This is a genomic window from Veillonellaceae bacterium (assembly GCA_025992895.1).
GTDB lineage: Bacteria > Bacillota > Negativicutes > Veillonellales > Dialisteraceae > Dialister.
The window spans coordinates 1,568,927-1,593,432 of sequence record DAJPGA010000001.1 but is presented as its reverse complement, the minus strand read 5'-3'; the positions used below and the strand labels follow the sequence as shown (position 1 = coordinate 1,593,432).

Genomic DNA, 24,506 nt, shown 5'->3' with positions numbered 1-24,506 from the left:
ATATGGCATCTACATGGATTTATGTGATGTGCATCATGCTCTTCGGGAGCTATATTCTTCAGCTTGTTCCTCTTATGTTTTATCTTCCGGCAGTTTTAATTGTAAATTGCGGAGTACTTGTATCGTCTTACTTCCTGTTTAAAAGGGATCCACTCCTGAATATGAGGGAGAATATGCTCTTTATGCTGGGGCTGACCGTAATCAATATCCTGACAGATTTAGGCATAATGAGTTATTTTATGTCCTGGGTGGCTTTTGGCGCGCTTCTGCTCTGGTCACTTCTTGGAGGTGGAAGAGGAGACTGAGGGGAAAAGCGCTTAGGATGCCATATGTTTCAAATACGGTAAGGTATTTTTGGGGGGAGAACTGCCCGTAAAACAGCGGTGTTTACAGATGCTCGCCTTGACAATGAAAACTAAAGAATTTAGAATTAATATGTGTCAAATTGGCAAGATTATTTTAATTTGTTTGCCTTTTATCAGGATGGATCGTTTTTGTTTTATTATCAGATGATAATTTTAATATAACTATCCGGATGATCTGGTCTGGAGCTTACAATGCAAATGACGGATATGACAAGATAAAGGCAGTGTTTCGGAATGTCTAATGAAAAAATATTGGAAAGAAAGAGGTGAAGTATTTGACACTAGATGAAGTTTTACTTTATGTGATTTTGGGTTGTATTGTTGCTGCAGTTGTCGGTATCGGTGTAGGATATCTCCTGAGAAAGAGAATTGCAGAAGCGCGCATTGGATCTGCTGAAGAAAAAGCAAAGCAGATCGCTGATGATGCAAAGAAAATGCTTGAATCTGCATCAAGGGAAGCAGAAACTTTAAAGAAAGAGACCCTTGTTCAGACAAAGGAAGAAATTCACAAGCTGCGTGAAGACGTTGAGCAGGAAAGCAAGCAGCGTCGTGACGAGCTTCAGAAGTACGAGCAGAGACTTGTCCAGAAGGAAAATAATCTTGACTGGAGAAGCGGGAATCTCGAACAGCGTGAAGCGCAGCTGGATAAGAAAGAAGTCCAGGTTAAAGCGCAGAAAGACAAGGTTGAAGCTTTATATAGCCAGCAGGAAGCGAAACTGGAAGAAATATCCCAGTTATCACGTGCACAGGCAAAGGATATGATTATTGCCCGTGTAGATGAAGAATTGACGCACGAAAAGGCAGTCAGAATCAGAGATGCCATTGAAGAAGCCCAGGCAACTGCTGATACAAAGGCCAGAGAAATCATAGCCGGTGCTATTCAGAGAAATGCAGCTGATACAGTTTCGGAGACAACCGTTTCTGTAGTGGCGCTTCCGAATGAAGAAATGAAAGGCCGTATCATAGGCCGCGAAGGAAGAAATATACGTGCAATAGAAACTCTTACCGGCGTAGATCTTATTATTGATGATACGCCTGAGGCTGTTATCCTTTCCTGCTTCGATCCAATCCGCAGGGAAATTGCCCGTCTTGCACTTGAGAGTCTTGTAAAAGATGGACGCATTCATCCTGCAAGAATCGAAGAAGTGGTTGCAAAGACAAAGAAAGACGTTGAGAAGGAAATCCGGGAAGCAGGCGAGCAGGCAGTTATGCAGTGCGGCATCCGCGGAATGAATCCGGATCTGATTAAGATTCTTGGCCGTTTGAAGTATCGTACTTCCTATGGACAGAATGTGCTGCAGCATTGTATAGATACCTCCTATTTTGCGGGTATCATGGCAGCAGATATCGGAGCAGATGTGGATCTTGCCAAGCGCGCCGGCCTGCTTCATGATATTGGCAAGGCCGTGGACAGGGAACAGGAAGGCACCCATGTTGAACTGGGTGTTGAATTGGCGCAGAAGTTCCATGAACCGCCGCAGGTTATCAATGCAATAGCTTCACATCATGGAGATACGGAACCAACCTGTATCGAATCTGTTCTGGTTGCCGCAGCTGATGCAATTTCCGCTGCCCGTCCTGGAGCAAGAAGAGAAACTTTGGAGAACTATATCAAGAGACTGACAAAGCTTGAAGATATAGCAAAATCATTCTCCGGTGTTTCCAACTGCTATGCAATCCAGGCCGGCCGTGAACTGAGAGTCATCGTAAAACCAGAAAAGGTAAGTGAAGATCAGGCTACTATTCTGGCACATGATATTTCACAGCGTATTGAAAAGGAACTGCAATATCCTGGTCAGGTCAAAGTCGTAGTGATTCGCGAAACAAGAGCTACAGACTTCGCTAAGTAATTTAAGCTATATAAGAGACAGCAGGAACATAAACCTGCTGTCTTTTTATAATTTGTTTAATTTCAGGAATAAAGATTTATATTTTTACCATGTTATAATACATAAAACAATAGATATACCCTGAAGATTGAACTTTAGTTTGTTTTGCTTGTATTAATTAGTAGTCTAAGGACAGATATGAGGGATTCGTATGGATAGAGAAGAACTTGATAAGCAGCTCGAACAGAATGGCAAAAAAATTCAATTAAATAAAGATGATAAAAGCTCAGGAAGAAAGAAACTGTTCGCCCTGGCGGCAGCTTTATTGATCATAGGCGGAGCCGGTGGTTATTTCATGGGAAATTTCAGCATTGTTCCCAAAGCAAGTACTGCCGCATCCTCCAGTCAGATGTTCCAGCAAACCCCGGATAAGAATAAGGAACTGCCGGCAGTCAGGAATACTGCGATTGTTCAGGCTGTCAAAGAAGTTGGTCCTGCAGTTGTCGGAATCACAACAAAAGTGTATGACAGGGATATATTTAACCGCCGTGTCGAGGTAGGAACAAGTGTCGGTTCCGGAGTTATCTTTGATAAAAAGGGATATATTGTTACCAACAATCATGTCGTTTCAGGAAGCAAGGATGTAAACGTATCGCTTTCTAATGGCAAGACGGTATCAGGAACTGTTATAGGCACCGATCCGGCCACGGATCTTGCCGTTGTGAAAATTGATGGCAGCGATGATCTTCCTGTTGCAAGCTTTGGCGACTCAGATAATTTGCAGGTGGGTGAAACTGCTATTGCCATAGGCAATCCTTTAGGACTTGAATTCCAGGGGACGGTAACCGTCGGCGTAATCAGTGCTCTGAACAGGAGCCTTGATGATGTTGATCAGAGATTTAAATTGATTCAGACCGATGCCGCTATCAATCCGGGCAATTCCGGAGGCGCTTTAGTGACGGCAGACGGCAAGGTAGTAGGAATCAATAGTGCGAAGATTTCCAAAGAGGGAATCGAAGGAATGGGATTTGCCATTCCGATTAACCAGGTAAAGGGCATTGTGCAGCAGCTGATTGAACACGGGAAGGTTATTCGTGCTTATCTTGGCGTTTACGCTGCTGATAAAGACATAGCCATGAGGTATGGATATACATGGAACAATGAAAACGGCGTTCTTGTTATGAAAGTTGCCGAAAACAGTCCATTGAGCCTTACAAACGTGAAACCGGGAGATTACATCCTGGCAATCGACGGCAAGAAGATCAATTCAGTAAAGGAAATGAGGGATATTCTTGATGGTCATCAGCCCGGGGACCGCATCAGCCTTACTTATTCACACAATGGCAGGGAGACGAATACAGACGTGCTTCTTTCCTCTGCTCCGGGGAATAACTCATGAAAATAACGATACTTGCTGTAGGGAAAATCAAGGAGAAATGGATGCGGGCAGGCATTCAGGAATACGTGAAGCGCCTCACACCATTTTCAAAATGGGAGGAATTAGAGCAAAATGAAGTGAAGATGCCCGATAACTGTTCTCCCGTCATGAAAGAAAAAATATTGATGGAAGAGGGAGAAAGTCTTCTTAAACACATTCGTGATGAAGATTACCTGATCCTTCTTGATTTAAAAGGGAAAGAAATGACCTCTGAAGAATTTGCAGATTGTTTGAATGATAAGATGCTCACAGGGACCAATCACTTCTATTTTATGATTGGAGGTCCTTATGGGAATGGAGAAAATATACGGAAGAGGGCAAATCTGCGCATATCATTTGGCAAGATGACATTGACGCATCAGATGGCAAGGCTGATACTCTCTGAGCAGATTTACAGAGCCATGAAAATTATTCACAACCAGCATTATCATTTATAATCTATAATCCGAAAACAAAAGATAAAATTAATTGCGGCTTTATTTAAAATTGGATAAAATAATATAGGAAGGAAGTAATAATAGATTTAGGCTTTATTTTGGAAGGAAGGGGTTATGATGGCCAGGTCACTAAAAGCAAAGGATTTTATGACCAATTATGTATTTACCGTCTCTCCTGACATAACTGTACACGAACTGGTCGGGCTTTTTATTACACATCCGGTCAGTGCGATTCCAGTAGTCGGGGACGATAATGAATTGTTGGGCATTGTTTCGGAAGGGGATCTTCTTTATAAGAAGGTTCGTCCTCAGATTCCTCAGTACGTAGATGTACTGGGCGGAAATCTTTATTATTACGGTTTTGGACGGTATGAAAAATCATTCAGGAAACTGCTCGCAACGACTGCATCTGAAATCATGACGCGAGATGTGCGTTGTGTAACACCCGATACCGACATGGATACGATTACTACGCTCATGGTTGATGAACATTTGAAGACTGTGCCGGTTGTGGAAAAACCTAAAAAAGATATCAAGGTCAAAGGAGCTAAAGTGCCGGTCAGGTTGGTCGGCATTATAACCAGACATGATATACTTGGCGCTATAGCTGCTATTGAGGCAGAAGAAGCCCTTAAGGAAATAGGTAAAGACAAAGGTGCTGAAAAACCAGGCAACAGCAGTACTGCCAATGATAAGGAAAAATAGTACATAAAGAATAAAGAGGCTGTGACGAGATGTTCAATCATTTCATCACAGCCCTTTTATTTCTTTATTGAGGATTTCCGAGTTTCCCAATAAAATAAATAGTATAATAAAAGAAGCGTTTATATAATAAAATAAATTGCTTGGAAAAGACCATATGGGGGATAAAGGGGAATTTTATAATGTTCAGATACATTGTTTCGGCTTTGAGCCAATTGCACAGGGGCGTACTGATCTGCGGCGGCTTTGCCTTATTCATGGTTTTCGGCGCGCTTTTGCTGATGCTCCCCTTTTCAAGAACGGGAAATGCAGAGGTCAGCTTTGTTGATGCGCTGTTCATGTCTGTAAGCGTTGTCAGTGTTACGGGAATGTCCATGTTTGATGTACGAAACGATTTCACTATATTCGGACAACTTGTGATATTATTCCTTATGCAGGTTGGCGGTCTTGGCATCATGACTATCATGGCGATGGTAGGGATATCGACAGGACGCAAGATCCGCCTTCAGGAACGTTTGCTCATCAGAGATTCCTTCAATCTGCAAACTCCGTCCGGAATGGTTATGCTTGTGCGTAAAATCATATTCATGACACTCCTGGTTGAGTTTATCTCGGGGACGCTTCTAGCATTTTATTTTTATTTTAAATTTGGTGCCATGGGCATCTATCTTGGATACTGGCATGCCGTATCTGCATTTACTAACTGCGGATTGGATATTATGGGAGCTAATGCAGGATTTGCCAAAATGGCTGCAGATCCCTTTGTCAGTACAGTTATTGTCGTAACGATGTTCCTTGGAGGCGTCGGATTCATGGCAGCGGATGACTTTCTGAGACACAGGAGCTGGTCCGGGCTGTCCTTGAACAGCAAGCTTATTTTCCTGATGGAAGCGATTCTGATTCCGCTTGGAACGATTATATTTTATAATCTGGAAGGAAATAATCCGGAGACCCTTGGCGGACTTTCGACTATGGAGAAATGGCAGAGCGCCGTATTTATGTCGGTTTCGTCCAGATTGGGCGGATTTGCTGTTTTTGATATACATTCCATGCTTGATCAAACCGTTCTTTTGGTTATGATGTTCATGTTTATCGGGGCAGCTCCCGTATCTACGGGCGGCGGCATACGTACGACAACAATCGGACTGCTTTTCCTATCACTTTATGCCTGGATAAGAGGCAAAAAAGATGTTGTTATTTTTCATAAGCATGTGGATCCGGACTGTCTCGTCAAAGCATCGAATGTCTTTACTCTTGCAGTGGTGATTACGTTTATTACCGCTTTTCTCGTATTTGTTTTTGAGCCGATGAGCTTTGACTTTGAAGATGTTATGTTTGAAGCTGTTTCGGCTTTCAGTACGGTGGGCTTCAGCATGGGGCTTACTGGCGAGTGGAACACACCTTGCAAGATTGTATTGATGATAGCCATGTATATAGGCAGAATTGGCGTCATGACACTGGCAATTACATTTGCCAGCCATCACAGCCGCCAGCTTAAATATCCTAAAGAAAATATAATTGTGGGATGAGGATTAAGATATGGGACGTAAATTACAGTTTTTTGTTGCAGGACTTGGCCGCTTTGGAGAGAGTGTCGCTGTAACACTGGAAAAAATGGGCTATGATGTAATGGCAATGGATATTGCAGAAGATGTAGTGCAGGATTTATCTGACACATTGGGGTATGTAGTGTGTGCCGACTGTTCAGACGAGAAGAACCTGACTGCTATTGGAGCGGGTAATGCAGATGTAGCGGTTGTAGCAGTCGGGGAACTATCCGCAAGCCTTATGACTACGCTTCTTCTGAAAGATATGGGCGTCAAGAAAATCGTTGTAAAAGCTTTGGACCCATTGCACGGCAAAATGCTACAGAAGATCGGCGCAGACAAAGTTATATATTCCGAAAAAGAAATGGGCGTCAGGGTAGCACACAATCTGATTTCGCCAGGCATCGTCGATTACATTGAAATGGAAGACAATATCACGATTCTTTCCATTCATGTCCCTCAGGACTGGATTGGAAAGAGCTTAATAGATATAGATGTAAGAAAGAAATATAATATAACAGTTGTTGCAATCAAGAGGAAAGGGGAAATGTTCGTCAATCCTCATCCGGATATGAAAATGGATGTAGAGGATATGCTTGTCATTTTAGGGGATTCCGAGAGTGTTAAACGCGTAACAGCAACATTGGGGCAATAGATTTTCTTGAAATCACATATAATATTTGCTATGCTATGATACGTGTAATCTAAAAAAATATATGAACTCTGCTCCACTGGCAATACGTACCTGTTTTTTTAGGAAAATATTTTGCGGGTGGGATAAAAGGCAGATTTGTCTGGAACTGATTGAAATTATGGTTAATAAGTTCGTATTTAAAGTACAGGAGTGATTCCGCTTGGAAAAATTAGTGATTCATGGGGGAAAGACCCTTCATGGGAATGTGCGCGTTTCGAGTGCTAAAAACGCAGTTTTACCTATTATTGTTGCAACGCTTCTGCCGGAAACACCTGCATCGATCGTAGATGCGCCTAATTTGGATGATGTTTTTACTATCTGCAGTGTTTTGGAATCGCTGGGAGTAAAAGTTAAAAAAGAAGACAATGTCCTGACATTCGATTCCTCCTTATTAAATAAGACAGAAGCTTCCTATGAACTGATGAGCAAAATGAGAGCGTCCTTCCTGATCATGGGACCGCTTTTAGCAAAGATGGGACATGCGAAAATCGCTCTTCCCGGCGGATGCATGATTGGAAGCCGGCCGATTGACCTGCATCTTAAAGCTTTTGAAGCTATGGGTGCTGAAATCAATATCGGAAATGGTTTTGTAGAAAGCTATGCGCCGCATGGTCTGAAAGGGACTACGATTTACCTGGATTTCCCAAGCGTTGGCGCCACTGAAAATATTCTGATGGCTGCGGCAACGGCTGAGGGACGGACTGTTATTGAAAATGCAGCAGAAGAACCGGAAATCGTCGATCTTGTTACATTCCTTAATTCCATGGGTGCCAACATTAAAGGTGCCGGGACTAATATCATCCGTATTGAAGGCGTCCAGAAACTGGAAGGCGTTTCCCATACAGTGATCCCTGACCGCATCGAGGCCGGTACATTCATGATCGCTGCTGCTATGGCAGGCGGCGATGTTGTCATAGAAAATGTCCTGACAGAACATTTGAAGCCGCTTCTTGCCAAACTGAATGAAGCAGGCGTTAAAGTGACAAAGGAAATTGACAGTGTCCGCGTCGTTAGTGATGGAAAGATCAGATCTACAGACATAAAGACACTTCCTTATCCTGGTTTTCCGACTGACCTGCAGGCCCAGTTCATGGCTTTAATGACAATTGGAAACGGGATCAGCAAAATTACTGAAACTGTCTTTGAAAACCGTTTCATGCATGTCGGTGAGCTCCAGCGCATGGGAGCATCCATTCAGGTGGAAGGCCGCTGCGCTATCGTTCAGGGCGTTCCTTTCCTGACAGGAGCTTTTGTGCGTGCAACAGATCTCAGAGCAGGTGCAGCCCTGACATTAGCGGGATTGGCAGCCCATGGAGAAACAGAGATCGGGGAACTGCATCATATTGATCGCGGCTATGATCATTTGGTTGAAAAATTACAGGGATTAGGAGCAGATATCATCCGTGTCGACAAAGACTGAAAGTACGGAAGAAATAAAAAAGGATAATTCCGGTCAAAGTTCGCTGATGGACTGGATCGGCTCATTCGGCGCAGAAGATATAGGGGTAGACATTGGTACTTCCAATATTGTTCTTTATGTAAAGTATAAAGGCCTTATATTTTCTGAAGCTTCCGTTTTAGCGCGCAATGAGATCACTCATGAATACTTTGCATTTGGCACTAAGGCAGAAGAAATGGAAGGAAAGGCTCCCCATGAGATCAGTATCATCCGTCCGCTGCGCAATGGTGCGATTATTGATTATAACGGTGCAGCATACCTTTTAAACTCCATCGTCAATAAATCATACCTGAAGAGCATGTTTTTCCATCCACGCCTCATTATGTGTGTCTCTGACGGGATTAACAGTGTTCAGCGGAGAGCTCTTCTGGAAGCTGCTGTTGCCATGGGAGCAAGGAAGACTGTGCTGATTGACCAGCCGCTGGCAGCAATGATGGGGATGAATGAATCAGGAAAGACGCCTGAAGGGACAATGTTTGTAGATGTCGGAGGCGGATCTACGAAGGTATCCGTACTTTCACCGCGCGGAATCATTGCCAGCCAGTTCTCTACGAGATCGGGAATCAAGATGGATCAGGCCATCATGAACCTGGTAAAAGAGAAATATCATGTCCGCATTGGCAGAAAAGAAGCAGAATCTTTGAAAATCGCCTTGGGAGCACAGTGGGATCTGGAGCAGACTCCGAGGATTTCTGAAACATTCGGACTTTCACTGGTATCCGGACTTCCTGTCAAGATTGCAGTGACTGGAGAAGACATTGCAAGCGCTGTCAATCCAATTCTTTATGACATCTTCAAGTGCATCAGAGATGTCATCCAGCGCACACCGCCCGCCATCCTGGCAGATATCAGAGAACATGGCATCAAACTCATTGGCGGAGGCTCACAGCTTAAGGGACTCGATATACTCATTTCCAAAATAGCGGGTTTCCGGGCATATGTTGTGGAAAGGCCTAATTATATTAATGCTGTCGGGGCAGGCAAATCTTTAGATTATATTAATGAATTCAGAGATTCGCTTCAGGATCTTCATTGATACGTCATTATATGAAAAGGAGATATGGAAAATATTCCATATCTTTTTTGCATATGCAACGCGTTTTTAATGACATCATGTTAAACCGAATACTGCAAGGATTTTAAATTGATGTGTGTTTTACGATAAAAGATGGTAAAATAAAAAGAATAATACTTATAATGGATAATGAAAGAATTCTGATAAGAAGGGTGAGCAATCATGAAATTAAATAAAAAAGCAGGAATCCTTTCTATGCTGATTTTTGCAGGCGCAGCTTGTCCTGCCGTTTTCGCAGAACAAGTTCCTCAGAGCTCTGTCTTAAGCGGCGTTGTCACTTCTGTTGTGGAAGAAAATGCCGTTGTCAAGGAAGGACAGGTTATCGTAACGGTCGATTCACTTGTCGGACCGGTTCCGGCTGCAAGGGCGGATGCTGATGGTGTTGTGCAGAAAGTCTTGGTAGTCAAAGGACAGAGAATTGATAAACAGCAGGCAGTTGCTGTTATCGATACTAATAAGAATTAATGATAAGGGAAAATAATAAGCGATGCTGAAAAATAAACTGAAAAATCTCGCGCTGGCAGTGCTTCTGGCACTTTCCGGCATGGGTCAGGCTTATGCAGCACAGGAATTTCTGCCGGTTTCAGACGTGCAGGAAGGAATGCACGGATATGCTAAGACTGTTGTTCATGGAAGACAAATTGATACCTTCGATGTGGAAGTTCTGGGCATACTCAAGCATAAAGGAGCTTCGGGCGGAGATTTAGTATTAGTGAAGGTTTCAGGGCCTGTCATTGACAAGACGAACGGGATTGCCCAGGGGATGAGCGGGAGTCCTGTTTATATAAACGGTAAACTTTTAGGTGCCATATCATATGGCTTTCCGCAGTCTAACGGCCGGATAGGAATGGTTACACCGATTTCTGATATGATCCGCCTGTGGACCATTAATGATACGGATCAAAACACTAGTGATCATCCGGATACGAATGGTTTTGTGGCTTTGGATACGCCGCTTATGGCAGAAGGATATACTGGAAGCGGGCTGGAATTCCTTACGGAAAAAATGAAGGAATTCAATATGGTGCCATATTCTTCCGTCTCGGTCCAAAATGATGATGCGCCTTATCCTCTTGAAGCCGGCGGTTCCGTCGCTGCGACTTTAGTAACAGGCGACTTAAGGCTGGGAGCTGTAGGGACTGTTACCTATGTAGATGGGAACCACATGATCGCATTCGGACATCCATTTCTTGATAAGGGAAGTTCCGGTTACTTCATGCACAATGCATACATACTCACTATTGTGCCAAGCCATAATATTCCGTTCAAACTGGGATCTGTAGGAGCGGAAATCGGCGTAGTCAATCAGGACCGCGGTGCAGGGATCAGCGGGGTAAGCGGTATCACTCCGGATTCCGTGCGCCTTCATTCCAATGTCCTTGATCTTGATCTCAACAGGAGCACGGACTTTAATGTACGCATGATTCAGAATGAATCCATGCTTCCTGCGCTGACTGCAACATCTGCCTATAATGCCATAAGCAGGACAATGGACAGAAAAGGGCAGGGAACTGTTACTGTAAACTATACGCTGTTTCCTAAAGACCTGAATAAAAAGGCTTTTACAAGAAGCAACATGTTCTGGTCAGCGAATGAGGCTGCGGAGAAGAGTGTTGATGAAATTTATAATGTAGTCAAGCTTCTTGAACAGAACAGGTTTGAAAAGTATGAACTTCGAGATATCAATGTAGACATGAAGGTGACCTCCGAAAGGAAAACAGCGCAGCTTTTAGATGCATCTGCTTATCCGATGGTCGTCAGCCCAGGTGATACGATCCATATCCGTGTCAGGCTCCAGCCATACAGGGGAGAGGTTTTCTATAAAGAGATGTCATTTACCGTTCCATCCGACCAGCCGCTTGGAGACATGATTCTTGAAGTACGAGGCGGCGGCGTGATTCCGCTTCCGTACCTTCTTCAGCAGCAGCAGTATAATCTGACGGATGAAGTTCTTGACCGTGTGCGTGTGTATAAAGATTTCAACGATCTTTTCGACAAACTGCAGAAAGAAGACCAGAATAACCAGATCGTCGCTGAAATTCTGGATCCTTCAGTCAGCACAATTAATAACAAGACATCATCTTCAAAAACCAAGGCAGAAATTACTGACCGGGATGATTCGGATGTTCCTGATTACCTGAAAGGCAGAAAAGGAAACGGCGCAGATCATGGCGATATGAGCAAGGAGACAGCCAAGAGCTCTGTGCTGACCGATTATGTTATATATGGAGACGGGCAGTTTACTTTCAAAGTAACTACGCCTGAAGACAGAGACCGTAAGCTGAAAATCCTTATCAAGAATTCAAAGGAAAAAGGTATTGAGAAGATGGACAGCAGTGCGCTGCAGACATCCGAGAAAAAAGCATCGGACAAGACTTCAGAACCTGCTTCTGATAAGAGCGCAGGCAAGGACAAAGCCTGATGAAGTCAAAATTATTTATGCAAACCGCAGCTATTGGATAACTACTTATCCCACGGCATAGACTGCCGGGGAAATATAAATTTTTGAAGGGGGCTCCACATGGCATTTATTGAATCTTTGGGAAGACAAACGATCAGTATATTTCACCAATTAGGGGCCATTATCCTTTTATTGGTTGCGGCGGTAAAGGAAATAGGCACGATTCGTAGCAGGGAAACATTTAAGCAGTGCTTGTCCCTCGGTGTTTTGTCATTTCCGATTGTTGCACTGACGCTTTTATTTACGGGCATGGTACTTTCGGTACAGATTGCAGGAGAGCTTACAAAATACGGGGCTGATTTTACTGTCGGGGCTATTGTTGCTATCGGTATAGGCCGTGAATTAGGCCCGGTTCTTTGCGGTGTTGTGCTTGCCGGCAGAGTCGGTGCTGCTATTACTGCGGAGATCGGCACAATGCGCGTTACCGAGCAGATTGATGCCCTGCGGTGCATGGCTGTAAGCCCGATCGGCTACCTTGTCGTTCCCAGGCTTGTCGCATGTATGGCAATGCTTCCCATCCTGAATGTTTTTGGCGTTGTAATCGGTGTCGGCGGCGGAATGATTGTAGCCTCCCTTTCACACGGAGTGTCTTCCTATGTTTTTATGCACTCGATTCGTGTATTCTGCGTTCCGTCTGATTTATATATCGGTGTTATAAAATCCATCATATTTGGAATGATTGTCGCTTTGGTCGGATGCGACCGCGGGATGACCTGTACTGCCGGTGCAGAAGGCGTAGGCAAAGCAACGACGCAGTCCGTCGTTTATTCCATAATTATGCTCTTTGCTGCAAATTATATTCTTTCATCTATACTGTTCTGAGGCGCATATGATTGATATTATTAATGTCGAGCAGACTTTCGGCGACAGAAGAATTCTGAAAAATGTAAATTTGCAGATCAATAAGGGAGAGACGATGGTTATCCTTGGTGCCTCCGGCTCAGGAAAATCTACACTCCTCAAGATGATGATAGGGCTTTTGAAGCCAACATCAGGCAAAATATTGATCGATGGCAGAGATATAACAAAGATGCCTGAAACAGAGCTCAATGAACAGCGGAAACATATGGGCATGGTTTTCCAGTATTCAGCACTGTTTGACTCCATGAATGTCAAAGAAAACATTGCATTTGGACTGAGGATGCATACAAAACTGTCAGAGCCTGAGATTGATCAGGCGGTCAAGGAAAAACTTCATCTTGTGGGACTGGATGGAACAGAAGAACTGATGCCGTCAAACCTGTCCGGAGGCATGAAGAAACGTATAGGGCTGGCAAGAGCCATTGTCCTTGAACCGGAAATCATTTTGTATGACGAACCGACAGCGGGCCTTGATCCCATTCGTTCAACGGATATAAGTTTATTGATAAAAAATATGCAGGAAAAGCTGCATGTTACAAGTGTTGTAGTAACACATGATTTAAAGTCAGCGGAGCTTATAGCTGACAGGATGGCGTTTCTTTATGAAGGATCTTTCCTTGAAATCGGAAAACCTTCTGTGCTTTACCAGTCAAAAGATGCGAGAATAAAACAATTCATGAATGGATTGCCGTCTTCGCCGGATATAGAGAAAGAGGGGGATGAATGATGAAGTGGACAACTGAGGCGAAAGTAGGGGCTTTTTCGCTCGCCGGAATCATTTTGTTTACAATAATCATTGTTCATTTAAGCACTCTGGTTATTTTTGGCAGAAGCGGTTTTCTTGTAACAGGCTATTTTAAAGAAGCGGAAGGCATCGAAAAAGGAAACCCGATCCATTATGCCGGCGTAGAAGTCGGCATGGTCGACAACATTGCAGTTAAAAACGGTGAAGCGGTATTATCGCTGCGCTTCTATAATGATGCCAAAATTCCTAAGGATGCTGAGTTTACCATTCAAACCAGCAGCGTCATGGGCGGAAGATTCATTAAGGTTTCCGGAGGCCATCAGGACCGCGGATATCTCCAGAACGGCATGACCATAGAAGGTGTTGCCAGCCCGGGAATTGACCAGGCGATGGATAAAATGGATAAGCTGATCAATTCAGCGCAGACAATGCTGAACGGCATCAATGAAATTGTTGCGGATCCTAATGCGCAGAGAAATGTAAAGAACAGTATCAGTAATTTCGACGCCATTTCCCAGAATCTTGCCATTTTGACATCCCAGGGCATACAGACCGCTTCAGAAATTCAAGAAATTACGGGCCAGATCAACTCGATGCTCAAGCAGTTCAATGGAGATGGGAAAGCGGCTGCTGACGCCAGGGCAATCATGGATAATCTGGTAGTTACATCGGAAAATGCCAGGGAAATATCTGGAAATGCAAAGAACATATCTGGTAAAATTAATAATATAATGAATGGAAATGCAGATTTAGGTATGTCTGTTTCCGGGGAATTGTTATATAATACTAAGAAAGACGATTTCTCACCAAACATTTTCCTGAAAGCAGGCAAAGATTCTTACGGTCTGTTCGGGATAGAATCTGTTGGGAATGATCCTGTCTATGATGCCATGTTTGGAAGAATGAAGGGAATTTACGGAGTACATGCGGGAATAATCCGCAATAAACTCGGTATTGGTGCAGATTATGAAAAGAAAAAATGGAAATTCTCCGCTGATCTATTCGATCCGAACGACCTGGCTCTTCGTATACGCGGGACTTATGACTTAGGCGATAACGTTTTCGTCATCGGCCAGTCCATCCTTCCTCATAGCAAAACCGGAGGAGGAGAATATTTAGGACTTGGATATAACTACTGATAAAAAATGAGTCTTAGAAGGGATGGAAATATATGAATAAATTTACTTACCATGTGTTACTTACATCAGTTCTGCTTGCGCTTTCTGTTGGAGCAAATGCAGAAGCAAAGGCTGCTCCTACAAGATTGACAACCGATCCTGCAATTACAGAAAAAGCGATTGCGGCGCAGATGAATCAGGTAAATTCAGAAAATAATGTTAATTTCAACAATATACTTCTTCAGAAGAATTTAGGAGATTCCATTGCAGAGACGGCAGCTCCCAAAGCATCTGCTTTGGATATCGATCTCCGTGGGGCAGTGACACTGGCAATCCAGAACAATCGTGATATCACTATTGCTGAACTGCAGAGAAGAGAAGCTGAAGCGGATGTCAGTGCTGCAGCAGCTGGCAAAAATCCGTCACTCTCGAATACATGGAGCGCATCCAGAACAAAAGCCAAAGGACAGACTGGCAGCTATGGAATCGATAACAGCTTTGGCAACGGGCTGAAGGTTACCTGGCCGATCTGGACGGGCGGTTCTGTTGAGAGCGCAATCAATGCGGCAAGGTATGCTAAGAATATTTCCGACCTTGAAGTTTACAAGACTGAAGCTGCTACAAAGCTTTCTGCCGTCAAGGCATATTACAATTATCTGGAAGCTATCAAGCTTGCAGAAGTACAGCATGAATCAGTCAGCGATTACCAGAGCCATCTGACCAACGTACAGCAGCAGTTTGATGCAGGTGTTGTTGCAAAGCTTGACGTATTGACCTCCAATGTATCCCTGGCAAATGCAAAACAGGCAAGTATTGCAGCGGATAATACAAGAGATGTTGCTGAAGCAAACCTGAATAACATTATGCGTATTCCAATGAATACGAAGATCAATGCTTTGGATAAGGATTTCCCGGAACCTGAATTCGACATTACCATGGATCAGGCGATCCTTCTGGCACAGAAATACAGATGGGAACTGGTTGAAGCAGATTATCAGGTAAGGGTAGCCAATGAAAATCTTCGCAAGGCTAAAGCAGGCTATATGCCGACAATAGCTGTCAGCAGCGGCTACAACTGGAGTGATTCTGATTTCCCGGGATTTGCCAATAAAGGCTGGAGCGTCGGCGGCTCCGTAAGCTGGCCTATCTGGGACGGTGGTTCAACGCAGGCTGCCATTAAGAAAGCAGACGCTGCAGTCAAAGTGGCTCAGGAGCAGCTCCTGCAGTCCAGAGAAAGCGTCGAACTTGAAGTAAGACAGGACTATTTGAATATTCTGGCTGCTAAAGAGCAGATCCGTGCAACCGAAGCTTCCGTTGCTGAAGCAGAAGAAGCGTACAAGATTGCTGCGGTCAGATACAGCAGCGGCGTTGGTACGAACCTTGATGTACTGGATGCAGAACTGCAGTTGAGTACAGCTCGTACAAACTATATCAGCGCTTTGTATAACTACAATATCGGTCTGGCAACTTTGGAAAATGCAATGGGAATTCCTGCTGTTATCCATCCAGAGTTTGCTGCAGGCAGCGAAAATAAATAATACACGGAAATTTTCAAAATATATGAACTGGTAGGGAGCAGACTTTGAATAAAAGCAGAATCAAGTGGTGGCTGAACGGAATTGCCGCATTCATCTTTGTGGCAATCTGTTTCGTCTACTTACTAATACGGCCAATAATTGTACAGAACTTGGATCCTGTGCTGCACGAAAAGATCGGAGCCAGAGTAAACGGCACCATATCCTGGGAGCAGCTGGATCTCGATCCGGGTTATAATCTTCAATTCGCCGGTCTGGAATTGAAAGATAATAACGGGGATACTGTATTAAAGTCGTCCTATTTGACGATTGGATGGACAGTATCTTCTCTGTATGATTACCTGGTACATGATTCCGGAGTTGCATCCCTTGTTAAAAGTGTAACTGTTGAAGATCCTGAAATCGATCTTCGTCAGGGGAAAGATAATTCCTGGAATATTCAGGATATTCTTAAGCCGTCTGATGACACCAACAGCGGGACATTTACAGGAAAAGTGGCAATCAAAAACGGAACAATTGCCGTAAATACCGCTAATTCCGATCGCTATGTCTTCAATGATTTAAAGGGGAATTTTGATTGGGATAAAGATCAGAAAATCCATGGATCTTTCAACGGAACATTTATTGATAATCCTTTTAATGGAACACTTAAGTATACTGATGAGAATAATTTGGAAGTGGATTTGAAAGCTGACAGCATTTCATTGAAGTCACTGCAGCCTTTATTGAATCAATTTCCTGACTTAAGCAAGAAAATAGAATTAAAAAATGGTACAGGAGAAGTGACGAGCGCAAAGATTTGGAGAAGTGATGGCGCTGTGGCTTACCACGTAAAAGGCCATTTTAATAATGCTGCTCTGAGCTATGAAAACTACATTCTGGCTGATGGAGCAGCTTTTTTTGATATTTATGATGGAGAAGCTTCCTTCTCTGATGTTTCAGCAAAGATCAATGGACAAAATATTTCTGGTGATGCCAGAATTAACTGGAATCTGCCGGAAATCATGCTTCAAAGTAATCTGAATTTCCATGGATTTGAAATTGAAAAGGTTGTACCGGACGAGCAGGTCCGCGGGGCATTGACAGGAAGCATACTTGTATCAGGTACACTGAAAAATCCATATGTATCCGGCGACGTCATCTTGAAAAACGGCGGATATCAGGATATGGATATCTACTTGGCCAAAGCTAAGTTCATCTATGGGGACGACGGGATCATCATTCCTTCTCTGGAAGCAAAAACAAGTGCAGGGGAAATTACCGGGGACGGCAGATATGATCTTGCCTCTGGTGCATTTAACGGAGAGGCTGTATTGACTGATTTGGCCCTTGGAAATATTCCTGCTGGTATTGGAGCTTCCGGAGTATTAAACGGCAGTGTTGAAGCTGCCGGAAACTATAAAGACGGTACTTTCTCTTTAAATAAAGGATCTTTTGTAGGAAAAGGGGAAGGTCTTTCGTACACTGATTATGCAGCCGGCAATGTGTCCGGATTTGGAAGTTATGACAGCGGAAACTGGAATTTTACCGGCTATGCCAGAGATATGTCTGCTAAGGGCGTCCATGTAGATACGCTTTCCGGCAATGCAGAGAGCACTAATGGCGTTACGAATATCTCCTATGTGACGGGAACCATGGGAAATGGTGCATTCACTGCTTCCGGCGTTTATTCTGCTCAGGGAATGAATATCAAGGCTGAAGCAGGCAATATTGATATGGGACAGTTTTCCGGATTAGCAGGCGTCCCTGTCAGCGGCACAGCTTCATTGACTGCAGATATTCATGGTACTCCGCAGCAGCCTCAGGCAGATGTTGTATTCAATGCATCTGATGGAGCAATCAAAGGAGCTGCATTCAATACACTGAAGGGAAGGCTTACTGCGGATGAGAAGACACTGACCATTTCTGAGGCAAAGTGGACGGGTGACAGCGAGAATCATACGATCAAGGGTACTATAGGCATTGCAGAACCACATAATTTGAATTTAAGCATAAAAACGGAAAAGAGCCGTATAGAAGATCTGCTCAGGCTGGCCCAGCTCGATTACCCGGTCACAGGCTGGATAGAAAATGATATGTCTGTTTCCGGAGATGTCGATCACCCTGTTGTAAAAGGAAATTTCCTGGCCTGGGATGGTTCCATCAAGGGAGAACTCTTCCAGAGTATCTCTGCAGGATATGACTATGATTCTTCAGGCCTCAAACTTTCCAACGGCCTGGCTTATATCTATGACGGCACAGCCATGGTCAATGGCGTAGTAAGACCAGACGGTCTTGATCTTCAGACATCCTTTAATGATATTAGTATTGAAAGAATGCTGCCGCAGAGCGGAATTACAGGCAAGGTATCGCTCTTGGGAAGAGTAAAGGGCACTATGGATAATCCGCAGTTCGACGGAACTGCAGCAAGCCGTGAAATCCAAGTCGGAGGAAGCGTTGTCAGAGTGGTTTCCACAGGCGTTCACTACAGGGATCATGTTGTGACTTTGGATGAAGGCTCGTTTAGGCAGCAGGGCGGCAGTTTTAATTGGAAAGGAAACTATAACGTAGAAAACGGTTCGATTGACGGAACGTTGAAGTTTGAGAACTGGAATGCAAAAGAAATCCTTCGTATCTTCAAAGCACCGACAGATGCTGTTGATATTCCTGTAGAAGGCGGTATGCGTATCAATGGTACGTTAGACAATCCGAGTGTGGATTTCAAAGCCAATATACTTGGAGGTCATTTGGGTACGATAAGCGTAGGTGATGGAGTAATAGACTTCTCCTATATGAATAAGGCGCTGTCCATAAGAAAAATGAATATTCCTGTTGGAAATGGCGTGCTTGCTGCCCAGGGTGGAATGAACAGCCAGGGTGATCTGGATATCCAGTTTGCAGCCCGCGATATGGATGTATCCTGGATTCCATCAGTACTTGACAAGAAAGACGTTAAAATAGGCGGGACACTGACAGCGGGCGTTTATCTGTCAGGAAATAAGACCAGGCCTGTTGCTGATATTTCCATCGGCGTCGATCATCCAAGCTATGGCGATATCTCATTCGATAATTTCTCGCTTATGGCCAATATGAGCGACAATGTATTTACACTGCAAAATGCACTTATTACCAGAGATGCGTACAAGGCAAGCATGAAGGGTACGATCCCCGGGGCAATGTTTGGTCTCCCGGTAGTTTCGGATGTTCCGATTGATCTGGATATCAATCTTGACCATGCAGATATGAATATACTGGCATTGTTCTCTAAAGCTGTTACTTCAGCAAATGGACCAATCAAGGGCCATCTGAAAGTAACCGGAGTATATAATGATCCAATGATCTTTGGCGGCGTTACCATAAAGGATGGATCGTTTACGCTGGCAACGATGTCCGAACCTATCAGCCCGTTTAATTTGAATCTTGCCTTTAATGGCAAGACGGCAGATGCTGATATGAGCGCTGTATTTGGCGGCGGACAGGCAAGCGCCAAAGGCAGCATAAACTGGAATAATGCATCTGTTACAGGATACAGCGGAGAAGCACATGTTCATACGCCTTCTATAAAATCGACATATTACAAGGGAGCCCTTGATGGCGACTTTACGCTCGGTGAAGTGTTCGGCCAGATGGGCATCAGCGGAAATTTAAATATCCATGATGCCGTTATAGATGTTCCATTTGCTTTATTGGGAAGTTCAGGCAGTACGACGATGAATATGCTGACAAAAGTTGATGTCAGTGTCGGCGATAATGTAAGGCTTTACAATAGTCTCCTGTACGATATGCTGATCAGAGGAAACGTCAGTGTCATGGGTCCGGTTAAAGCACCGGTTGTGACGGGGCGTGTCAATGTGGAAAAAGGTGACGTAAGGATCAATACGACTGACTTCAAAGTAGATCAGGCCAGTGCTATCTGGGGCGGTGAGCCAGGATCGCTGATTCCTGTCATCCGTGCAAATGCAGTTACTAAAGTCGGTCATTATAATATAACGGCTGAACTTGAAGGACCTGCAACGGAAATGACGACTGTATTCCACAGCGATCCGTATCTGTCGGATTCACAAATACTGATGCTTTTGACTCTCCATCAGAATCCGGACAAGGACAGCAGCGGTGCCATGGAAGGCGCACTGTTCAATGCAGGTCTGACAATGATCTTCGGAAACGGGGTGCAGGATTTCCTGCAGGACAAGATAGGGCTTGACCTTATCAGCATTACCTCGAGCCTGACAGATTATTATGATAGTATCAACGATAACAACGATAATTACTATTACATAAAGATCGGGAAGTATATATTTAACGACTTTATGCTCACTGCTACGATGGGTGTCAACAATGATGAAAAGAGTGTAGGATTCCATTACGATCTCAATTCGCGTATAGGGCTTTCATCGTGGTATAATAGTAACCATGACAGTTATATTGGGACTGACTGGAGCTTCAAATTCTAGTATGACGGCTCCGCTTCATAGGAATCAGTTTTGGGGTATTAATAAAAGTATGGGAGGCAGTCTGCCTTGCAGCAAATAGCAGTAAATAACTGTCAGTTCATTTGAAATCAACAGAAAAAATCATTAAAAATAAAAGAGGAGGATTTTATGATTACAACAAAACACAAAAAGGCGGTCATCCTTTCTGCGCTAATGTTTTCTTTGACAGGCGCATCCGCTTATGCGCAGGCTCCGGGCATCGCAGGCAGCCAGAATGGAATGTCCCAGAGCTCAATGATTGATGTAAAAAGCGGACAGGCAACAGGCAAGGTTGGGGAAATCACTGATAAAACGGATAAGGCGGCTAATGAAGAACCTGCCGTTATGGTTCAGCAGTCTCAGCAAACTGTAGCTGTCGGGGATGCATCGCTGTATCTTTCCTCTAATGATGATTCTGCTATTGAAGCACAGGTTGGCAAAACAATTACTTCTGTTGATTTTGAAGGAATCCCGGAAGAAGTAAAGGCGAAACTTGCTCCTTTGATTCAAAGCAAAGTGGGATCCACTGTTACCGTAGAAGGAATCCGAAATGATGTGGCATCCTTAGGAAGCATCGGCGTTTTCTCTCAGATCAGACCGGTTTTCGTCAGCGTTCCGGAAGGCGTTAAACTGACATATCAGCTGGTTTCGAATCCAGTTGTCAAAAATGTAGAATTTTCAGGCAACACTGTATTTACCAGTGATTATCTGAAATCTATTATGCAGATTCCGAAAGACAGCGTTTTGAACTTCGTGCTCGTAAACCAGAAGCTGAAGGAAATTGAAGATCTGTATCTGAAGCAGGGATACATGCTTGTGTCTATCCCGAACGTACAGGTATCGGCAGATGGGACTCTTCATATTGATATATCTGAAGGCATTGTTGAAGATATTGTTATTGTCGGAAACGAAAAGACCAAGGATTACGTTATTACAAGAGAATTGAAATTAAAGAAGGGCAAGCCTTTCAACAAATTCCTTGCCAGCAGAAGTATGGAACGTCTGTATAACTTAGGTTATTTCGAAGACGTTAACATGAAGCTGCTCCCGGGGAAAACCAATGAACATGATGTCATCATTGAAATCGATGTCATTGAACAGAAAACAGGTATCGTAACTGTAGGTGCCGGTTATTCTGATGCTGATGGCACCGTAGGTATTATTGAACTGGGCGATACCAATTTCAGAGGTACTGGCGATAAGGTCAATCTGCATTGGGAATTCGGCGGTGCAGGCGATGGCAAGAACTATACTCTTTCCTATACCAGACCCTGGATCAATGATAACGGAGACTCTCTGGGGGCATCCATATTCAACCGTATTTATGAATACGATGACTATGATGCCAACGGGGACAAAGTAGCAGAATATGATAAACGCAGAAAAGGCTGGAATTTGACATGGGGCCATGTTTCCGACGAATATAGAACGAACTACTTCAATTTCGAAAGTTCCAAAGAATCTTATGATGATCATGACGGCTTCGAAACTGGAGAAGTTATGGACAAATATCTGGCTAAGAATAATATAACTGATTATCATGATTCTGACTGGTACAAAGCTATCATGGATAACTTTGGAACCACGAACAGTTTTACTTTCACCCATGTATTTGATAACCGAGACAATTATTTCAATGCCAGCAAGGGCCGCAGAATTTCGTTTGCAGCACAGTGGGGCGGTCATGGCCTTGGCGGCGATTATGATTTCTATAAATTTACAGCAGAAGGACGTTTCTACAAAGCTCTTGGAAACGGCCATATCTTAGCTCTCCGTTTGATGGGCGGTTATATTGACGGCGACGTATCTTACGGCAACCTGTTTGACTTGGGCGGATCTGATACACTGCGCGGTTATGAAGATAATCAGTTCAAGGGCAAGAAGATGTATGCAGCTACCCTTGAATATCGTTTCCCAATCGCTAAAAAGGTTCAGGGCGTCCTGTTCACTGATGCCGGAAGTACTTGGGGAATCGATGAAGGGAAGATACCGTGGTACACAGATGACGACTCTCTCAACTGGTCTGTCGGTGTTGGTATCAGACTTCAGACTCCGATCGGACCGATCAGACTGGATTATGGTCATGGCGATAGAAACAAATTCAACTTCAGCTTTGGTACGCAGTTCTAAGGAAAAGGGCAGCTGTTATTCAGCGGCTTAAGTCCTATTTGAATACTGATTTTATAAATGCATCATGCCGGGAAATGGTCCTGGCATGATACGGTTTTAGTCGAAAATATAATTATGGAATCACAGGCCCATACGGCCTATGATTCCATGATCAATGAAGGAGAGTAATTTTATTATGATGACAACTCTTGGTAATAAGAAAAATGTAAAGATTTTTTCATTTGCTTTAGCGGGAGTGTTTATTGCTTCGGTTGCTGCCATGGCAGTCGTATCCATGGGGGATACTGCAAATGCAGCTCCTACCTCCGATATCGGTGTCGTTGATCAGAGGGAAGTCATTTCCAGCAATGGTACTTTGGCAATGGACTATCAGCAGAAACTCAAATCCACAGCTGATGAAATGCAGAAGGACTTTGATGCGAAATCTGCAGGCATGAGCGATGCTGAAAAGGAAAAACTTTTTAATGACATGCAGCAGCAGTTCAATCAGAAGAGAACATCCATCGAAAAGGATATGGAAGACCAGGTTACAAGCGCAGTCAAGTCTGTGGCTTCCAAAAAGGGATTATCCCTGGTCGTTGATAAATCCGCAGTCCTTTACGGCGGTACTGATATCACTAAGGAAGTAACAGATGCATTGAATCAGTCAGTTACGGCTGCCCAGTCATCTGCCGCTTCCGCTAGTAAATAACTGGAATACATAAAATGAAGAATAGAAACTGTTTGGGTTCTGCTGCTGCCATAATAATAGTCATGGTTTCGCTGATTATGGCTGGGTGTAGTTTAAAAAAGGAAGAGACTCCGCCGCCGGCTCCAGTGTATGGAGTGGCCGATTTAGAGACACTTGTTAAAGCGCATCCTAAATACAGTGAATATTTCAAATTGGAAACAGAATACAATCATCTTCTGGATCAATATCAGAATGAAAGAAAACGTCTGATTGCAATCTCTGCGCAGCAAGCCAAAATTAAGCAGGCTATGCAGGATCAAAGTGTGCAGCTGGCGGCTGAGAATGAGCTCAAGACGAAAGTCAAGATGAAAGAAGATGAGCTGAACAAAGGGCTTGCTGGTCTTTATTCAGAAATCAGTGCTGCTCACAATAAATCAGGAGAAACCTCGTTTGAAGGGCTCACTTCGGAAGAACGGGCTGAGATGGCAAATTTGCAAATGAAGCTTACCGTTCTGGGTGTTTCAGGTTCTGAAAAGGATAAAGTAAAAGCACGCCTCGAAGAATTGATGGATGCCAGAATTCAGCGTGAAAAGAATGATATGACAGGATGGACGCCTGAAGAGGTAAAGCGGATGCAGGATGCTAAAAAAGCTGCTGAAAGCCAGCTGGAATCTTATGCGGCGTCCACAGCAGCAGAAATAAAGAAAGAGCTGGCTGAGAAGTACAGCAATGGTGTATCGGATTCTGCGATTGCCAATTTGCCGAATAATGAAGAATGGAATAATGGATGGAATGCAAGAATCGATGCCAAACAGAAGCAGATGGCTGCTGTGAAGGCTGAGATTATGGCAGATATCCAGAAGGATGCCGGGTGGGTTGCATCAGAGAAAAATCTGACAATGATCTTCTCTAAGTACAAGGCTAATGTCAGTGCTGTAGATGTAACAAGTGATATCTTAGGCAAAATCATAAATGAAAATGGCTAGGAG

19 protein-coding genes are annotated in these 24,506 nt (G+C 43.8%); all 19 read left to right on the top strand.

Annotated features, from left to right (window positions below):
• Positions 1 to 2 precede the first annotated feature (2 nt).
• The 19 genes from OIM03_06880 to OIM03_06790 all read left to right on the top strand — a co-directional run bounded on the left by OIM03_06880 (position 3) and on the right by OIM03_06790 (position 24,503).
• Positions 3 to 305, top strand: a complete 303-nt coding sequence (locus tag OIM03_06880) for a hypothetical protein (GenBank protein HJI73999.1) — start codon at positions 3 to 5, stop codon at positions 303 to 305.
• Positions 306 to 640: 335 nt separating this feature from the next.
• On the top strand, positions 641 to 2,215 hold the full coding sequence (gene rny / locus OIM03_06875; protein ID HJI73998.1) for a ribonuclease Y: 1,575 nt from the start codon (positions 641 to 643) through the stop codon (positions 2,213 to 2,215).
• A gap of 190 nt (positions 2,216 to 2,405) precedes the next feature.
• On the top strand, positions 2,406 to 3,593 hold the full coding sequence (locus OIM03_06870; protein HJI73997.1) for a trypsin-like peptidase domain-containing protein: 1,188 nt from the start codon (positions 2,406 to 2,408) through the stop codon (positions 3,591 to 3,593).
• Between the two features lie 41 nt (positions 3,594 to 3,634).
• Entirely contained in the window at positions 3,635 to 4,069 is a 435-nt protein-coding gene (locus OIM03_06865; protein HJI73996.1) for a 23S rRNA (pseudouridine(1915)-N(3))-methyltransferase RlmH, read from the top strand.
• A 114-nt stretch (positions 4,070 to 4,183) separates the two neighbouring features.
• Positions 4,184 to 4,774 (top strand): CBS domain-containing protein, encoded by a 591-nt coding sequence (locus tag OIM03_06860; GenBank protein HJI73995.1) that lies wholly within the window; start codon positions 4,184 to 4,186, stop codon positions 4,772 to 4,774.
• Between the two features lie 179 nt (positions 4,775 to 4,953).
• Positions 4,954 to 6,300 carry a hypothetical protein gene (locus OIM03_06855; protein ID HJI73994.1) on the top strand — a complete coding sequence of 449 codons (1,347 nt, stop codon included), beginning with the start codon at positions 4,954 to 4,956 and terminating at the stop codon, positions 6,298 to 6,300.
• A gap of 10 nt (positions 6,301 to 6,310) precedes the next feature.
• Entirely contained in the window at positions 6,311 to 6,973 is a 663-nt protein-coding gene (locus OIM03_06850) for a TrkA family potassium uptake protein (protein HJI73993.1), read from the top strand.
• Between the two features lie 199 nt (positions 6,974 to 7,172).
• Positions 7,173 to 8,432, top strand: coding sequence for a UDP-N-acetylglucosamine 1-carboxyvinyltransferase (murA, locus tag OIM03_06845; GenBank protein HJI73992.1), 1,260 nt, complete (start codon positions 7,173 to 7,175; stop codon positions 8,430 to 8,432).
• A gap of 46 nt (positions 8,433 to 8,478) precedes the next feature.
• Complete coding sequence (locus OIM03_06840) at positions 8,479 to 9,507, top strand: rod shape-determining protein (protein HJI73991.1); 1,029 nt, start codon at positions 8,479 to 8,481, stop codon at positions 9,505 to 9,507.
• Between the two features lie 201 nt (positions 9,508 to 9,708).
• Positions 9,709 to 10,011 (top strand): hypothetical protein, encoded by a 303-nt coding sequence (locus tag OIM03_06835; protein ID HJI73990.1) that lies wholly within the window; start codon positions 9,709 to 9,711, stop codon positions 10,009 to 10,011.
• 22 nt (positions 10,012 to 10,033) lie between these two features.
• Positions 10,034 to 11,968, top strand: a complete 1,935-nt coding sequence (locus OIM03_06830) for a SpoIVB peptidase S55 (GenBank protein ID HJI73989.1) — start codon at positions 10,034 to 10,036, stop codon at positions 11,966 to 11,968.
• A gap of 99 nt (positions 11,969 to 12,067) precedes the next feature.
• Positions 12,068 to 12,829 (top strand): ABC transporter permease, encoded by a 762-nt coding sequence (locus tag OIM03_06825; protein ID HJI73988.1) that lies wholly within the window; start codon positions 12,068 to 12,070, stop codon positions 12,827 to 12,829.
• Positions 12,830 to 12,836: 7 nt separating this feature from the next.
• Positions 12,837 to 13,595 carry an ABC transporter ATP-binding protein gene (locus OIM03_06820; protein HJI73987.1) on the top strand — a complete coding sequence of 253 codons (759 nt, stop codon included), beginning with the start codon at positions 12,837 to 12,839 and terminating at the stop codon, positions 13,593 to 13,595.
• Positions 13,592 to 14,752: an MlaD family protein gene (locus OIM03_06815; GenBank protein HJI73986.1), complete on the top strand. Its 1,161-nt coding sequence runs from the start codon at positions 13,592 to 13,594 to the stop codon at positions 14,750 to 14,752. Before OIM03_06820 ends, OIM03_06815 begins: the two co-directional genes overlap by 4 nt.
• A gap of 32 nt (positions 14,753 to 14,784) precedes the next feature.
• On the top strand, positions 14,785 to 16,269 hold the full coding sequence (locus OIM03_06810; GenBank protein ID HJI73985.1) for a TolC family protein: 1,485 nt from the start codon (positions 14,785 to 14,787) through the stop codon (positions 16,267 to 16,269).
• A gap of 44 nt (positions 16,270 to 16,313) precedes the next feature.
• Positions 16,314 to 20,699, top strand: a complete 4,386-nt coding sequence (locus tag OIM03_06805) for a translocation/assembly module TamB domain-containing protein (GenBank protein HJI73984.1) — start codon at positions 16,314 to 16,316, stop codon at positions 20,697 to 20,699.
• A gap of 147 nt (positions 20,700 to 20,846) precedes the next feature.
• Positions 20,847 to 22,847, top strand: coding sequence for a BamA/TamA family outer membrane protein (locus OIM03_06800; protein ID HJI73983.1), 2,001 nt, complete (start codon positions 20,847 to 20,849; stop codon positions 22,845 to 22,847).
• 235 nt (positions 22,848 to 23,082) lie between these two features.
• Entirely contained in the window at positions 23,083 to 23,538 is a 456-nt protein-coding gene (locus OIM03_06795; protein HJI73982.1) for an OmpH family outer membrane protein, read from the top strand.
• Between the two features lie 14 nt (positions 23,539 to 23,552).
• Positions 23,553 to 24,503, top strand: coding sequence for a hypothetical protein (locus OIM03_06790; protein ID HJI73981.1), 951 nt, complete (start codon positions 23,553 to 23,555; stop codon positions 24,501 to 24,503).
• Positions 24,504 to 24,506 lie beyond the last annotated feature (3 nt).

What these genes read in the sequence shown, in the direction of transcription:
- OIM03_06850 (HJI73993.1), top strand. Translation starts at nt 6,311, where the DNA reads ATGGGACGTAAATTACAGTTTTTTGTTGCAGGACTTGGCCGCTTTGGA.
- OIM03_06835 (HJI73990.1), top strand. Translation starts at nt 9,709, where the DNA reads ATGAAATTAAATAAAAAAGCAGGAATCCTTTCTATGCTGATTTTTGCA.
- OIM03_06860 (HJI73995.1), top strand. Translation starts at nt 4,184, where the DNA reads ATGATGGCCAGGTCACTAAAAGCAAAGGATTTTATGACCAATTATGTA.
- OIM03_06855 (HJI73994.1), top strand. Translation starts at nt 4,954, where the DNA reads ATGTTCAGATACATTGTTTCGGCTTTGAGCCAATTGCACAGGGGCGTA.
- OIM03_06790 (HJI73981.1), top strand. Translation starts at nt 23,553, where the DNA reads ATGAAGAATAGAAACTGTTTGGGTTCTGCTGCTGCCATAATAATAGTC.
- OIM03_06840 (HJI73991.1), top strand. Translation starts at nt 8,479, where the DNA reads ATGGACTGGATCGGCTCATTCGGCGCAGAAGATATAGGGGTAGACATT.
- OIM03_06880 (HJI73999.1), top strand. Translation starts at nt 3, where the DNA reads ATGGCATCTACATGGATTTATGTGATGTGCATCATGCTCTTCGGGAGC.
- OIM03_06820 (HJI73987.1), top strand. Translation starts at nt 12,837, where the DNA reads ATGATTGATATTATTAATGTCGAGCAGACTTTCGGCGACAGAAGAATT.
- OIM03_06870 (HJI73997.1), top strand. Translation starts at nt 2,406, where the DNA reads ATGGATAGAGAAGAACTTGATAAGCAGCTCGAACAGAATGGCAAAAAA.
- OIM03_06815 (HJI73986.1), top strand. Translation starts at nt 13,592, where the DNA reads ATGATGAAGTGGACAACTGAGGCGAAAGTAGGGGCTTTTTCGCTCGCC.
- OIM03_06830 (HJI73989.1), top strand. Translation starts at nt 10,034, where the DNA reads ATGCTGAAAAATAAACTGAAAAATCTCGCGCTGGCAGTGCTTCTGGCA.
- OIM03_06810 (HJI73985.1), top strand. Translation starts at nt 14,785, where the DNA reads ATGAATAAATTTACTTACCATGTGTTACTTACATCAGTTCTGCTTGCG.
- OIM03_06825 (HJI73988.1), top strand. Translation starts at nt 12,068, where the DNA reads ATGGCATTTATTGAATCTTTGGGAAGACAAACGATCAGTATATTTCAC.
- OIM03_06800 (HJI73983.1), top strand. Translation starts at nt 20,847, where the DNA reads ATGATTACAACAAAACACAAAAAGGCGGTCATCCTTTCTGCGCTAATG.
- OIM03_06865 (HJI73996.1), top strand. Translation starts at nt 3,635, where the DNA reads ATGCGGGCAGGCATTCAGGAATACGTGAAGCGCCTCACACCATTTTCA.